At 62.0% G+C, this 13,532-nt stretch carries 14 protein-coding genes; 4 read left to right on the top strand and 10 right to left on the bottom strand.

Annotated elements, in window-relative coordinates:
• Positions 1–87: 87 nt before the first annotated feature.
• Positions 88–882 carry a DeoR/GlpR family DNA-binding transcription regulator gene (locus L0U84_RS23720; RefSeq protein ID WP_233853097.1) on the top strand — a complete coding sequence of 265 codons (795 nt, stop codon included), beginning with the start codon at positions 88–90 and terminating at the stop codon, positions 880–882.
• Entirely contained in the window at positions 879–2,024 is a 1,146-nt protein-coding gene (locus tag L0U84_RS23715; RefSeq protein ID WP_233853095.1) for an MFS transporter, read from the top strand. Before L0U84_RS23720 ends, L0U84_RS23715 begins: the two co-directional genes overlap by 4 nt.
• Before the next feature lie 6 nt (positions 2,025–2,030).
• Here the strand turns inward: L0U84_RS23715 and L0U84_RS23710 are convergent, their stop codons facing one another.
• The 6 genes from L0U84_RS23710 to L0U84_RS23685 form a co-directional block, all read right to left on the bottom strand.
• Entirely contained in the window at positions 2,031–2,897 is an 867-nt protein-coding gene (locus L0U84_RS23710; protein ID WP_233853093.1) for a sterol desaturase family protein, read from the bottom strand.
• An 804-nt stretch (positions 2,898–3,701) separates the two neighbouring features.
• The gene (locus L0U84_RS23705) at positions 3,702–4,646 is read right to left on the bottom strand and encodes a M23 family metallopeptidase (protein ID WP_233853091.1); all 945 of its coding nucleotides are present in this window, start codon (positions 4,644–4,646) and stop codon (positions 3,702–3,704) included.
• Between the two features lie 360 nt (positions 4,647–5,006).
• Complete coding sequence (locus L0U84_RS23700; protein WP_129963069.1) at positions 5,007–5,234, bottom strand: hypothetical protein; 228 nt, start codon at positions 5,232–5,234, stop codon at positions 5,007–5,009.
• Between the two features lie 97 nt (positions 5,235–5,331).
• Positions 5,332–5,475 (bottom strand): hypothetical protein, encoded by a 144-nt coding sequence (locus tag L0U84_RS23695; protein WP_233853089.1) that lies wholly within the window; start codon positions 5,473–5,475, stop codon positions 5,332–5,334.
• A gap of 58 nt (positions 5,476–5,533) precedes the next feature.
• Entirely contained in the window at positions 5,534–5,824 is a 291-nt protein-coding gene (locus L0U84_RS23690; protein ID WP_233853086.1) for a hypothetical protein, read from the bottom strand.
• A 249-nt stretch (positions 5,825–6,073) separates the two neighbouring features.
• Positions 6,074–6,406 carry a DUF2322 family protein gene (locus tag L0U84_RS23685; protein ID WP_233853084.1) on the bottom strand — a complete coding sequence of 111 codons (333 nt, stop codon included), beginning with the start codon at positions 6,404–6,406 and terminating at the stop codon, positions 6,074–6,076.
• Between the two features lie 803 nt (positions 6,407–7,209).
• Between L0U84_RS23685 and L0U84_RS23680 the strand changes: the two genes are divergently transcribed.
• On the top strand, positions 7,210–9,402 hold the full coding sequence (locus L0U84_RS23680; protein WP_233853082.1) for a hypothetical protein: 2,193 nt from the start codon (positions 7,210–7,212) through the stop codon (positions 9,400–9,402).
• Between the two features lie 140 nt (positions 9,403–9,542).
• On the opposite strand, the gene L0U84_RS23675 is transcribed toward L0U84_RS23680, so the two are convergent.
• Positions 9,543–9,992, bottom strand: coding sequence for a hypothetical protein (locus tag L0U84_RS23675; RefSeq protein WP_233853081.1), 450 nt, complete (start codon positions 9,990–9,992; stop codon positions 9,543–9,545).
• 36 nt (positions 9,993–10,028) lie between these two features.
• On the opposite strand from L0U84_RS23675, the gene L0U84_RS23670 reads away from it, so the two are divergent.
• Complete coding sequence (locus L0U84_RS23670) at positions 10,029–10,238, top strand: hypothetical protein (protein WP_233853080.1); 210 nt, start codon at positions 10,029–10,031, stop codon at positions 10,236–10,238.
• Positions 10,239–10,367: 129 nt separating this feature from the next.
• Here L0U84_RS23670 and L0U84_RS23665 read toward each other — a convergent pair whose 3' ends face one another.
• The 3 genes from L0U84_RS23665 to L0U84_RS23655 form a co-directional block, all read right to left on the bottom strand.
• A complete protein-coding gene (locus tag L0U84_RS23665; protein ID WP_233853079.1) occupies positions 10,368–11,219 on the bottom strand; it encodes a carbohydrate ABC transporter permease in 852 nt (283 codons plus the stop codon).
• A gap of 10 nt (positions 11,220–11,229) precedes the next feature.
• Complete coding sequence (locus L0U84_RS23660; protein ID WP_373683111.1) at positions 11,230–12,204, bottom strand: carbohydrate ABC transporter permease; 975 nt, start codon at positions 12,202–12,204, stop codon at positions 11,230–11,232.
• A gap of 67 nt (positions 12,205–12,271) precedes the next feature.
• Positions 12,272–13,525, bottom strand: coding sequence for an ABC transporter substrate-binding protein (locus tag L0U84_RS23655; protein ID WP_233853078.1), 1,254 nt, complete (start codon positions 13,523–13,525; stop codon positions 12,272–12,274).
• Positions 13,526–13,532 lie beyond the last annotated feature (7 nt).

Below are 13,532 nucleotides of genomic sequence, written 5' to 3'. Positions count from 1 at the left end.
GGCGTCAAACCCGCTTGCGCCTCGCGAGAGTTTACGATACATTTTGCTCGTTTATGATCGATTGATGTCGAAACGGAGACGAGACCCATGCAGCGAACCCGGGAAGAAGCGGTCAACGGGCTACTGCCCGAGCAGCGCGAAGCGCTGATTCTGGAGCGATTACGCACGCATGGTCGCGTGCTCGCAGCCGAGTTGGCCGCCGAGTTGCAGATCTCCGAGCACACGGTGCGCCGCCATCTGCGTGATCTCGCGGATCAAGGCCACTGCAAACGCGTGTACGGCGGTGCACTGCTGATGTCGCCCGCCGACAAACCCGCGGCGCTGCGCATGCACGAGGCCGTCGACCGCAAGGCGCGCCTCGCCGCGGCGGCCGTATCGATCGTTCGTCCGAAGCAGATCGTGCTGCTCGACGCCGGCTCGACGAACGTCGCGATCGCGGCGGCGCTGCCCGACGACGCCGGCTTGACCGTCGTCACGAATTCTCCCGAGGCCTGCGCGCGCCTGCTGAACCGGCCGGGAATCGACGTGATCTTGATCGGCGGCCGCATCGCCGGAGGCGCGGCGGGCTCGCTCGGCGCGACCGCGCTGCTGCAGATCCAGCAGATCCGCGCGGACCTCTGTTTTCTCGGCGCCTGCGCATTCGATCCCGACGAAGGCGTCGCCGCATTCGACGCAGAGGATGCCGAACTAAAACGCGCGATGGTCAAAGCGAGCGGCCAGGTCGCCATCGCGCTGACCTCGGAAAAGCTGATCACCGCGGCGCCGTTCGCGGTAGCACCCGTGTCGGCGGTCGATTATCTGTTCGTCGAAGCGGACGTGCCGGGCGCTCGTATCGCGAGCCTCCAGGCCGTCTGCGACAACGTGATGGTGGCATGCCCATGAACTCACTCGTCAGAGAGCGCATCGCGACCCTCGCGGTTTTTCTCGCCAACGGTTTCGGTATCGGCGCATGGGCGGTCGAAGTGCCGCGCATCAAGGAAGGTCTGGCGCTCAGCGACACCTCGCTCGGCATCGCGCTGTTTTGCTTCGCGCTCGGCGCCATCGTCGCGATGCCGCTCGCGGGACAACTCGCGCCGCGCTTCGGCAGCGGCCGCGCCACCGCGCTGCTCGGCGCGGCGTTCGCGATTGCGCTGCCCTTGCCCGCGATCGCGCCCGGCATGCTGACGTTGTGCGTGGTGCTGTTTGCGCTCGGCGCGTCGAACGGCGCGCTCGACGTGTCGATGAACGGCCATGCGAGCGCGATCGAGACGCGCTGGCGCGCGCCGATCATGTCGTCGTTTCACGCCGCGTGGAGCGCGGGCGGCCTGCTTGGCGCGGCGAGCGGCGCGATGCTGCAGAAAGGCGGCGTCGGCGTCGCAGGCGGGCTGCTCGCGCCCGATCTGTTCATCGCGGCCCTGATCATTTTCGCGGCGTCGTTTGCGTTGCGCGATATCGGCCCGCGTGCGGCCGCCGCGTCGAGCGGCTTCGCATGGCCCGACAGCGGCGTGATGAAACTGGCGCTGCTCGCGTTCATGTGCATGCTCGTCGAAGGCGCGGTGGCCGACTGGAGCGCGGTGTACCTGCGCTCCACCCTGAACCAGGAAGCGAGTGTCGCCGCGATCGGCTACTCCGCGTTCGCGCTTTCGATGGCGGCCTGCCGGATCGCCGGCGATGCGTCGGTGCGACGCTTCGGTTCGAGCAAGGTCGTCGCGCTCGGCGGTCTGATCGCGCTCGCCGGACTCGCGCTGGTGCTGAGCCTGCCGACCGTGCTGACCGCGTGCGTCGGCTTCGCGATGGTCGGCATTGGTCTCGCGAATATCGTTCCGGTGATTTTCAGCGCGGCGGGCCGCTCGAGCGCGACGCCCGCGATCGGCGTGTCGATGGCGGCCACGTTCGGCTATGCGGGCTTTCTGGTCGGGCCGCCGCTGATCGGTTTCGGCGCCGGCGTGCTAGGTTTGCGCGCGGCGTTGGGTGTGCTCGTGATGGCCACGCTGATCGTGTCGCTGCTGGGCGGCAAGGCGGTGCGCGGCGCGCAACCCGCTTGAGCCAGGCTACTTCGCTTTCTTATCGAGCACGGCAAGCGGCTTGCGAACGGGCAACGGATCGCGTCCCGCATGCTGCCCCAATGGCCAGCTGAACGCGCCGAGCAGCGAATTCGGCTGCGTGCCATCGTCGAGACCGGTGGCGGGCCACTCGTGTTTCGCGGGCACCCAGCGGGTGCCGAACACGTGATCCCACATCGGCAAAAGCTGCGTGAAATTGTGATTGAAATGCTCGGCGCGAATCGAGTGATGCAAACGGTGATACTGCGGATTGTTGACCCACGTGACGTAGCGGCCAAGATCAACGCGCAGATTCAGGTGTGCAAAGTAGTTGCCGAACATGAACACGATCGAAGTCGCACCGACGATCCACGGCTCGACCTTGAACAGTACGCCGACGAGCGGATAAAGCAGGCAGCCCTTGAGCAGCACTTCTATCCAGTGATGTCGTAGCGTGATCGTCACGTTGAAATCCACCGCGCTATGGTGGAACGAATGCAGCTTCCACAGGATGGGCAACGTGTGCTGCAAGCGATGAAACGCGTATTCGAGGCAATCGATCGTCAGCAGCACGATCACGAACGAAGCAAGCGCGCCCCACCCCCGCGATACCAGCACCACCATCCCGCCGCCGAGCGCATTCACGATCGCGACGCTCGCGGCCGCCGTGAGCGGTTTCGTGGCTTCCACCAACGCCAGATACAGGCCCGCGTACGCCATGTTCAGACGCTGCCCCGCTCGCGATTGCAGCAACGTGGCCGGCCAGCGACGTTCGAGCAGCGCGCCGAGTCCCATCATGACCAGCACGAGCGCGTAGCCTTGCAGCCACAGGCTTGCGTGGTGCAGCAATGACGGAAACGGGCTCGACGCTAACATGGAATTCCCTGGTGTAGCGGATGCATACCGTGTCGTGAGCACTCCTGCGCGGGCATTCGCGTGACCGGCTGCACGGTCTGAACGGCAGCGGTGCGGATCAAGCGGCGCAGCTTCAACGGTGCGGCTGGAACTGACTGTGGCAAACCTCAGACGTGTCGCGGATCCGGGAACGACAGGAGTTAGCATGATCTTCGCAGCCCGCTGGCCCGCGCGCAAGCGCCCTTTCGCCCGGGTCCGCCGCAAGTTCGGATGCGCCGGCAAACGCGGAAAAAATGGCGGGGTCATCGCTTCACGCCGTCGCGATCGCGAGCGGACGGTAGATGCAACCGTATCGTCCACTCGCGTCGTCGTGGTTTGTCGACATCCGTTTGGTGTTGGCCCCGCCGCACCTCGCGAGTTGCGCCACTGTCCCCGAGCGCGAATCGCGAAGAATTTTGCTGCTGTCGGCATTTGTTCACTGCTTGAAATCCCGGCTGCAACATGTGTAGTTCTTGTGCTTTTGTTATTGCAACGGCTATGCCATGGAGGGACGAAGCCTTGCCACGCATGGACGGATGCTTCCCGATGGGCGTCGAAGTGGGCCTGATCGCACGCAATGCATCGGAAATGAGACGCCGCCTAGATACGCCGGATGCCTTCGTGCTGGTTCGCACACGTCGTTCGACGCGGGCGGGAATACCCGAACGCGCATTGACAGGTCAAGGTTTGCGACACGCCCCGGTCAGAATTGCCGGCGCGTCATGCGACGAAACAGCGCCCAGGTCATGCTGACCGGCATGTCGCAAAGCTGAGACGACGAGCGGCTTACAACAGAGCGGTCAATTGCGCGACACGCGACTCGAACTGCCGCAATTCATCGGCGGCAAGCGACCGCTTTCGCGGCAGGTCGACCTTGAGCGGATCCTGCGGCACATCGTTCACGTGGACCTCGAAGTGCAGATGCGGTCCGGTCGCCCAACCGGTCTTGCCGACGTAGCCGATCACCTGATCGCGCATGACACGGCTGCCGGCGCGCAGTCCTTTCGCGAAGCGCGACAGATGCGCGAACGTCGTCGAAAACGGTGCGGGGTTCTGAATCACGACCACGTTGCCATAACCGGACTGGCGGCCGATAAAGCGGATCACGCCGCGCGCGGTCGCGTGCACGGGCGTGCCGGCCGGCGCCGCAAGGTCGACACCGTCATGACTCTGCCAACGATGCAGCACCGGATCGAAGCGGCGCAACGAGAAAGCCGACGACACGCGCGTGAAGTCGAGCGGATAGCGCTCGAACGCTGGCCCCGTGCTGACGCCGTCTTTCGAGTAGTAGAACGGTTGGCCCTGAAGACTTTTGTGAAGGAACACGTCGTGCGCGGTCGAGCCACGTACGATGCGCACCGCGAGCGGTTCGTGCGATGCGTCTTTGCTGTTGTCGCCACTATCGTCGAATACGGCGCTCACGCGATCGCCGGGCTGCAGATCGCGCGACAGATCGAGTTCGCCGCGAAACGCGCGCGACAGAATGGCTGTGGTGCCCGCATCGACGCCGATGCTCTGCGCGGCCGCCGCGAATGTACGCTCGAGCGGCGCTTGTCTGACGGTGAACGCGGGGGCTGGCGCAATCGGCGCGGCCGGTGCCGGGGTTGACGCCGACATCGGCGCACCCGCACCGGCCTTCGTCGAGTCCTTGCTCAACAGCGACACGTCAGGTTCGTCGTTGCGCGTGGCGCGTTCATGAGTGACGAGATACGCCGCGCACGCCGAGCTCATCGCGCATACGACAATGATTTTGCTGGCGCGCCCGGGCAGAAGGCGACCTACAGATAGGGGCATGATCAAGAACGACTGTCGACCGTCGCATGCGCGAAGGGCACGCACGACGAGGTGGTTTCGTTGAATCAGCGTCTCCAGGCACTGCGGAAGACGCTGCATGAGGCTCGGGGCAGCCTAGGGTCGCTTTCTTAAGTCAGCCTTAAGCTGCCCCCAAATAAGCCTGCAATGCGATGCGATCCGTGGGCGCAAACTCGCACCCCGTCAGCTGAGGCATGACGGGCATGACGGCGAAGCCGCCCTTCGCCGGCGAGAGAACAAGCCGGAAGGTTCGGCTCGGCCGCGCGAACGGCGACCTGGTTAAGACAACGAAGCAAGCATGTTCGACAGGCGCCGGACGTGCGCTTTGAACGCGTCGCTCGTTTCGCGGTTCGTGGTGGGGTTCAGATGCGAGCTTTCGGCGAGTTGCGCCTGCTCGTGAAAATCGTTGGCGATCTTGCGCTTGATATCGTCGGGCAGCGACCGCACGATGGAGACCAGCAGAGCCTCTTCGGCATGCAGCATGCCGAGAATCGAATGTGTGTCCATACGAGAACCTCCGGAGGGAACATCGTCGGTGCCGGCCGGCAGTGACGCCGGCGCTCCTCATGTTACCCCGTTGGTTCCGCGTCGTTGGTCGTGCGCGTTACTCGGCGATCGAGTAGCGCGACGCACGCACACATGGCCGTTCCACCTTCCGCTCGACGCGCGGACTTGCGCCACGGATGAACAGGACCGCGCAAAAGGCGACCATGGCCCAGATGCAAAGAATGACGGTCAAAGCGCTCATGTCAGTTTCCGGAACGTCGGGACTACGGGTTAGTACGGTGATGCCGCCGCGAGGGCTGTCAATGGAGGGTGGACCGCTCCGGCGCACCGAACAGCATTTCGTCGATCAGGGCGGTGGTGAAGGTCAACTCCGTTTCGAGCGATTGACGTGCGGCTTGCACGCCCGCCTGATCGCTTCGGGCGACGGCCGCGTGCGCCTGCGTGGCAAGACGCAGGATGGCTTCGGAACCGCGCTGCAGTTCACGCATCGCGTGGTCGTTCGGACCGGGCGTCGGCTGATCCCGTTCGGAGTTGCCAGGTTCCGGCAGGTCGGCGTCGAACCGGCGGGGTTTGTTGTGACGGGATGACATCCGGGGCTCCTGACGGAAAAGCGCGCTATGCGCGACGGGACGAACCCAGTGTGTGCCGCCCCCCCGCTTTTCAATTCACCGAACAGAAGCCGAATCTGAAGCCAATCTGGAGGCTTCGAGAAAAGCGAGGGTTTTTACCGAGCGATCAGCGCCGGCGAGCGGAAAATTCCGTCGCCGAGGGCGCTGGAATGCGCAGTTGCGGCAGGAAAACGTCTACCTTGGGGAAGTGGAAAACGACTTTGAGCGGCCTCAGGCGGCCGGTACGACGTCGATACGCAATGCCTCGCCGCCGGCCGCAATCGCCAGCAGATGGTCGACGTTCGGATGCGCGCCCGGACGGTTGCGCGCGTCGGCCGTGTGCTCGGCGAACAGCGCGAGGCCGTGCTCGGCCGCCTTCGCGTCGAGCGTGCCGAATGCGCCGTGCAGGTAGTTGTACACCGCGAGCGAGCCCTGCTTGCCCGGTTTGTTCTCGATGCTGGCGACCACGGCACCGCTGCCGTCGACCAGATCGATGCGTGCGATGCCGTCGATCGCCGGCATTCTGGCGAGATTTTCCTTGAAAACGTTGCTCGGTTCGATCATTGAAACCACTCCTTCCGTTCTAAAAAATGCATGGCGGGCCGTATCTTATCCGATGGCCGGCGAGCGCGTGAATTGGCGACCACGACGGACCGGAACACGCACCCGATCTCCAGTATTCCTAGTTAATTTTTCGCGCGGGCGGTGGCCTCGACCCAACAGGGAAAACGTTTAACTTGAAGCACTCAAAGAGCACGAATTCGACCACCGTGTAATCACTTTCGAAGGAAGCCGGCATAGAGACGAAAGCAACGCGCCGGCCGCACGACGAGCGAATGCTTCGGCAACCTAACTATTTTTCGAAAAATTAACCGAATCGATAATCACTGCGCATCGCACATAAAATCAACCTCAAAATCCACATCTGACAAAGCGACTCAATCAGTGAAATAACCGGCCATTTCCGCCCCGCACAGTTGCCCGGCCGGGATTTAGACCGCTTGCAAACTGCTTTGAGATATGATCTCCTATGTCTTACAGAATATTTATGTAACGAAATTAAGCGCCGCCTGTAATCGTCGCGTCTCATCTCAGCGACACTCAGGCCAAGGAGACAGCCAGACAGCATAGGGATCAAGGCCGAAAGCAAGGCTAGCAACGAGGATGGCATCAATCCTCGATGCAGGGCGGCGCTTTGCCCGACGATTTATGTCATCTGATGACTGATGTTTTAGTTTGACTGCATTATTCCTGGCAATTCGCCAGATTATTTGAATCACCAGTCCGTTGAAAAAGGAGATGCAAAATAATCGCCAAATATCGGAAAAGTTAATCAGGCCATCAATCAATTAAAATCTGGAGACAAAATGCTTTCCCCGAAGAAAACTACGCTTGCTTTTGCCCTCAGCGCAGCCACGGCGCTCTTATTCACCGCCTGCGGCGGCGGTGTGAATGACGGCTCATCCTCTTCCGCCGGCAATTCGTCCACGAATTCGCCCGCTCCCACACCCGATCCGTCGAAAAACGGTGCGATTTCGCTGCACGGCGTCGTCTACGGCGCGGCCGACACGAGCGTGCCGACCGGCGCCGGCATTTCGATCACGATGATGGGGCAAATGCGTGCGCTGTTCGATCTGATCAGAAAATCGTCCGATTTCACCCAGGTAGTGATGGATCTCGGCGACGGCAGCCCGGTCCACGTGCTCGATACAAACACCGGCGACAAATTCCTGCCCGGCAAGCTCGCGCTCGGTTTGTCGTGGATCCTGATCGACATGAAAACGAAGGGCGATCCGGCCTACGCCGATTATCTGGCGACGTACCAGAAAATCACGACGGCGATGATGACGCAGATGACCGGCTCCAATTACACGTACGCGAATACGTCCTGGGGCGAGTACTACTATCTCGTCGCGCTCAACAATTTCCAGTCGCACGGCATGCTCAACGAGGTGTTCAGCGACGCGATGCTGAAGACGCTGCAGGCGCGCCTGACCTTCTGCGACATGTTCGGCGCGGATGCGAGCGGCAAGACCGACACCTGCCCCGCCGCCGGCACGCCGATCGACGTCGCGTCGCTAAATACCGCGCAGAACTACTACGCGGTGTCGTATGGTATTGCGGGGCTGCGGCAGAAGCTCGGCTGGAGCAATCCGACGTTCTCGTCGACCAGCGATGCGACCGTGGCCACGATGAACGCGCGCGACGCGCTGCTGTACACGCTGACGAAGCACATCCGCAACGACTCGTCGGGCGGCTTCTCCGACGAAGCGTCGAACACTCACACGACCTATTACGACCAGGCGCGCTACGACCGCTACAGCACGCTGCTGATCGGCGAAGTGACCGAGCGCACGCTGGAAATGGGCAATCAGGCGAACCTGACGCCGGAACTGAAATCGTATCTGCGCAACTCGGTCAACCTGATTCTTCCGCAGCTCAACACCAACGGCCAGGGCTTCAACTATGGCCGCTCGATCGGCCCATACGGCGACTCGGCATTCATGGAGGTGCTGACCGCGGCGGCCAACGCCGGCATCCTGACCGATCAGGAAATGAAGGTCGCCTACACGTACATCTACAAGTCGGCTCTGCGCTTCAGCAACTTCTGGTACGACCCGACCCTGCCGACGCCGTCCGTCAACATGTGGGTCAAGGGCCGCGGCACCGACTCGTATCGCGGCAAGCCGCGCGTGATGGGTGAAAACTTCAGCCTGCTGCATCAGTACATGTACGTGAACGCGTGGTGGGACAAGCTCGGCTTCAGCGGCAAGGCGCCGCTCTCCGATACCGATATGCAGTCTTACCTCGACGCGCTCCCGCACCACACGCTGACCTGGTACAACCAGCCGACCGATACCGCGCACCCGTACAGCGCGGCGCTCATCACGGTGCGCGACGGCAAGCGCGTGATCAACCTGAATCTGAGCCAGGCACCCGACTACAACTCGTACACGCCGTACTATCCGGTGCCGTCCTCGGACAATCTCGCCTACGGCACGACGGACCTCGGCTACGCGCTGATGATTCCGCAGGTTACGTACGGCGGCAAAACCTATATTCCGGTCACGTACTACAAGAATCTGAACGTGCAGGAAACCAATGGTCAGGTGGTCGTCACGTTCGACACCGCGAAGTTCAGGCAAGCGGCCAAGAACGCGTTGTACACGACGGATCTCGATCTGCAGGTGCATACGGTGATGACGTTCGGCAAAGGCTCGATCACGCGCACCGATACGCTGAGCTCGGGCACGTTGACGGGCAATCTCGCGGTGGAAACGGACTACACGTCGTTCGCGGACTTCCAGAACACGACGGCAAGTGGCGACGGCTACTCGGTCAGCTACACGAATAGCCCCGCGACGAATTACGCCGCGATGGGTTTCGATGGTTGCGCGCTGTCGCAGTTCGATACGGTGAGCGGTGCGACGAACCCGCTGTCGACCACGCCGATCGGACAGTTGCACTCCAACTTCGCCTGTACGACCACTCCGTTCGCGTTGACGGGCGGCGCCAGCCGTACGCTGAGCTGGACGCTGAAGTACGCTGATCCGGCCTGATAGCGGAAAGCGCCTTCCTTCCTGATTTCAGGGAGGAAGGCCTCGCTTGATGGCTGATAGGGGTAGCGGCAATACCGGTAGCAGAAGTTGCCTTGTTAAGGAATCTCCGAGTCGGAACAATGAGTCCGATCCAGGCAACTTCACCGGAGCTGGCAAACATGCGCATTTCCTTTCTGCACACGATCGAAAACAACCGACAGGTATTCGAACACGCAGCCACCGAGATGGGTCTGCGGCCCGCCGATCTTCGCCATGCGGTGCGAGCGGACCTGCGGGAAGCAGTCGAACGTGTCGGCACGTTTCATTCCGACACAAAAGCGCAAACGCGTGGTTGTCTGCTTGAACTCGCCAGCAACGCCGATGCCGTCGTTCTGACGTGCGCAACGCTTGGGCCCATAGCCGACGAGATCGGCGATGCGCCCGTGCCTTTTATCCGCGCGGATGCCGCGCTGGCTGCCAAGGCCGCTGAAGCCGCTCAAGGCGGTGGCAAGATCGCGGTACTGTGCGCGGCCGAAGGCGCGATCGAATCCAATCGAAAACTCTTCACGCGGTATGCGCAAGAACGTTCTGCGTCGGTGCGGATCATTCACGTGCCGCAAGTGTGGGCACTATTTCGCAGCAGTGAAATGGATGCATGCTTCGCGGCGATCGCAGTGGCGGCGAAAGATGCCTATGCGGCAGGCGCAAGCGTCGTCGCGTTTGCGCATCCGTGGATGGCGCCGGCCGCGCACCTCGCGAGCGACGGCGGCGAAGGCAAGCGGCCCCTCGATAGTCCGCGCGCGGCGTTGCATGCGGTTATGCAGCGGGTCGACCGGACGTCAGCTGAAAAGCACTGATCGAGAAGTCAGCGAGCTCGCAGCAGTTCGCAACGCCGAAAAAAAGCCCGCTTACGCGGGCAACCCTTCTCTACGCAGCATCGCCACGCGCAATCATGCGCAATCATGCGCAATCATGCGCAAGCATCCTCACCCCTTCGTCGCGCCAAACGTCAATCCCGCGACGAAATGCTTCTGCATCGCAAAGAACATCATGACCGATGGCAGCGCCGCCAGAATCGATCCCGCCGACACGAGATTCCACGCGGTCGTCCACTGCCCTTTCAGCGCGGCCACGCCGACCGTGATCGGCGCGGCATCATCGCCCTGGGTCAGACACAAGGCCCAGAAATAGTCGTTCCACACGAACGTGAACACGAGGATCGCCAACGCCGCGAGCGCCGGACGAATCAGCGGCAGCACGATCCGAAAGAACACGGTCCACTCGTTCGCCCCTTCGATGCGTGCCGCCTCCACCAGTTCGAACGGCAACTGCTTGATGAAGTTGCGCAGAAACAGCGCGCAAAAGCCGGTCTGGAACGACACGTGAAACAGAATCAGCGCGCTCACGGTATTGAACAGCCCGAGTTGCAACGACAGGTCGCGCACCGGAATCATCAGCACCTGGATCGGCACGAAGTTGCCCGCGACGAACGTCGCGAACAACGTCGAATTGCCGCGGAACCGATAGATCGCCAATGCAAAGCCCGCCATCGCCGCGAGTGCGATCGACCCGACTACCGAGGGCACCGTGATCAGCACGCTATTCCAGAAGTAATGCAGCATCGGCGATGTCGTCAATGCCTCGCGATAGTTATCGAACATCGCGAAGTGCTTCGGCCATCCCCAGTAATTGCCCTCGCTCAACTCTTCGGTCGAACGCACCGAAGTCACCAGCACCGCGATCATCGGCAGCAGCCAGATCAGGAGTGCAATCGGCAAGGTCAGTTTGTAGGCGCGGCGCGTGGCCGGCTTCCATTTGTCGATTGGAATCGGAAACATCAGCGGCTCCTTATTGCTCGGCGCGCAGCATCCGCCGCAGGTGATAGACGATGTACACGAGCATGATGCCGAACAACACTACCGCGATCGCCGCCGAATAGCCGATGCGGTAGTACTTGATGGCCTGGTCGTACATGAAATAGGCGAGCACCGTCGAGCTTTCGAACGGACCGCCGCCCGTCATCACCGAAATCAGGTCGAAGCTGCGCAGCGCGCCGATGATCGTCACGACGATCGCCATGAAGGTCGTGGGCCGCAACTGCGGCAGGATCACATGCCAGAGCATCGACCAGCCCTGCGCGCCTTCCATTCGCGCGGCTTCGATCTGCTCGGCGTTCAACGTGGTCAAGCCGGTCAGATAAAGAATCATGCAGTACGCGGTTTGCGGCCACAGCGCCGCGAACACAATGCCGAACGTCGCATAGCGCGGATCGCCGAGCACTGGCACGCCGTGACCGAGCATCATCGCGAGCAGGCCGAAGGTCGGATCGTAGAACCATGAAAAGATCAGCCCGACCACGACGCCCGACAACACGAACGGCGCGAAAAACAGCGACTTGACGATGCGGATGCCCGCCACTGCCTGGTTCAGATACAGCGCGACGGCGAGGCCCATCGGCGGTGCGAGCAAAAACAGCACGAGCCAGATCAGGTTGTTCTTCAGCGCCGTATAGAACGTTGGCGTATGGACCAGCTCGATGTAGTTCGCGAGGCCGATGAAGGTCGGCTCGGTCATTCCATCCCAGTTGAAGAAGCTCAGACGGATCGTCGAGAGGATCGGCCACACCACGTACACGGCCACCATGAAGCAGGCCGGCGCGAGAAACAGAAACGCGGCGCGCCGCTGCCGCCGCGCGGTCGGCGTCGGGCCGCGCCGGCGCGACGCGACGGGCGCGCCGCCCAGCGCACCGCCCGGCGCGGGCACACCCTGGCCGCCGGGTTCAACAGAACCGTCGACGCTATGACGGCTGACGGAATGCGACACGATCACTCTCCCGATCCGATCTGATACAACGCGATGCATCGGACAGCGGCCTTGCGGCCGCTGCCGCTCACTTCTTGTAGATACGCTGACGCGTCTGCTCGAGCTGCGCGAGGATGTCGTCGAGTTTCGACGGATCGGAGACGAACTGCTGCATCCCCTTCATCCCTTCGTCGGCCATTTCCTTCGTCATGTCGCGATCGTAGAACTGCGCGATGCCGCCCTTCGTGTTCGACAGGATCTGGAAACCGATCTTCGAAATCGGATCTTCAGGCTCCGGCGATTTGCTGTTCGCCGACAACGAACCGAGTCCCTTGGCGAGCTGCGCGCCGATCTCCGGCGTCTCGACGAAGGCAAGGAACGTGTGCGCATCGGCCTTGTTCTTCGCCTTCGACGGAATATGCAGCGATTCGACCGGCCCATCCTCGGCGGTCGGCACCTTCGAGTCGATGATCGGGAACTGGAAGTACCCCATCTGCGACTTCACGTTGTCCGGGAAACCCGCCGCAATGAACGTCCCCATCAGCATCATGGCGGCCTTGCCCTGGAACAGGAACGGCTGCACCGCGTCGAGATCGTAGGACAGTGAATTGTTGATGAAGTAGCCGTCGTCGATCAGTTGCTTCCACGTCGTATAGACCTTCTTCACGCGCGGATCGGTATACGGAATCTCGCCGGCCATCAGCTTCTGATGGAACGCGTTGCCGTTCAGGCGCAGATCGAGGTAGTCAAACCAGCCGGCCAGCGTCCACGCATCGCGGCCCGCCACCGCGATCGGCGTGATGCCGGCGGCCTTCAGCTTTTTCGCGGCGTCGAGAAACTCGTCCCACGTTTTCGGCTCGCCCTTGATGCCGGCCTTCTCGAACAGGTCCTTGCGATAGAACATTCCCCACGAGTAGTACACGGTCGGCGCGGCATACTGCTTGCCCTTATACGACGATGCTTCCTTCGTCGACGCATACATCTCGTTCCAGCCGTTCTTTTGCCAGTCGCCGGTCAGATCCTCGAACAGGCCACGCTGCGCGTAATACGCCATCCGCTCGCCGTCGTGCCAGTTGACGACATCGGGCGCGACGGTCGAAAGCCAACCCGGCAACTGAACCTTGTAAGCCTCCTCGTCGATGAACGACACCTTTACGTCGACGCCGGGATGCGCCTTCTTGAACTCGTCGACGACCTGCTGCCACACCGCCCGCTGGCTCGCGCCCTTGTACGCGATGTTCAGCGCGAGCGTGCCCGCCTGCGCGGTGCTGACGACCGAGGTCCCCGCGGCAACCGCGGCCAGCGCGAGCGCCAACAGAATCTTGCGTGGTTTCAGTTTCATTCTGACT

It is taken from the genome of Paraburkholderia sp. HD33-4 (assembly GCF_021390635.1).
In the GTDB taxonomy this organism is placed as follows: Bacteria; Pseudomonadota; Gammaproteobacteria; order Burkholderiales; family Burkholderiaceae; genus Paraburkholderia.
The sequence above is the reverse complement of the archived record's forward strand: the minus strand, read 5'-3'. Positions and strand labels throughout refer to the sequence as shown.

What these genes read in the sequence shown, in the direction of transcription:
- L0U84_RS23720 (WP_233853097.1), top strand. Translation starts at nt 88, where the DNA reads ATGCAGCGAACCCGGGAAGAAGCGGTCAACGGGCTACTGCCCGAGCAG.
- L0U84_RS23715 (WP_233853095.1), top strand. Translation starts at nt 879, where the DNA reads ATGAACTCACTCGTCAGAGAGCGCATCGCGACCCTCGCGGTTTTTCTC.
- L0U84_RS23710 (WP_233853093.1), bottom strand. Translation starts at nt 2,897, where the DNA reads ATGTTAGCGTCGAGCCCGTTTCCGTCATTGCTGCACCACGCAAGCCTG.
- L0U84_RS23705 (WP_233853091.1), bottom strand. Translation starts at nt 4,646, where the DNA reads ATGAGCTCGGCGTGCGCGGCGTATCTCGTCACTCATGAACGCGCCACG.
- L0U84_RS23700 (WP_129963069.1), bottom strand. Translation starts at nt 5,234, where the DNA reads ATGGACACACATTCGATTCTCGGCATGCTGCATGCCGAAGAGGCTCTG.
- L0U84_RS23695 (WP_233853089.1), bottom strand. Translation starts at nt 5,475, where the DNA reads ATGAGCGCTTTGACCGTCATTCTTTGCATCTGGGCCATGGTCGCCTTT.
- L0U84_RS23690 (WP_233853086.1), bottom strand. Translation starts at nt 5,824, where the DNA reads ATGTCATCCCGTCACAACAAACCCCGCCGGTTCGACGCCGACCTGCCG.
- L0U84_RS23685 (WP_233853084.1), bottom strand. Translation starts at nt 6,406, where the DNA reads ATGATCGAACCGAGCAACGTTTTCAAGGAAAATCTCGCCAGAATGCCG.
- L0U84_RS23680 (WP_233853082.1), top strand. Translation starts at nt 7,210, where the DNA reads ATGCTTTCCCCGAAGAAAACTACGCTTGCTTTTGCCCTCAGCGCAGCC.
- L0U84_RS23670 (WP_233853080.1), top strand. Translation starts at nt 10,029, where the DNA reads ATGGATGCATGCTTCGCGGCGATCGCAGTGGCGGCGAAAGATGCCTAT.
- L0U84_RS23665 (WP_233853079.1), bottom strand. Translation starts at nt 11,219, where the DNA reads ATGTTTCCGATTCCAATCGACAAATGGAAGCCGGCCACGCGCCGCGCC.
- L0U84_RS23655 (WP_233853078.1), bottom strand. Translation starts at nt 13,525, where the DNA reads ATGAAACTGAAACCACGCAAGATTCTGTTGGCGCTCGCGCTGGCCGCG.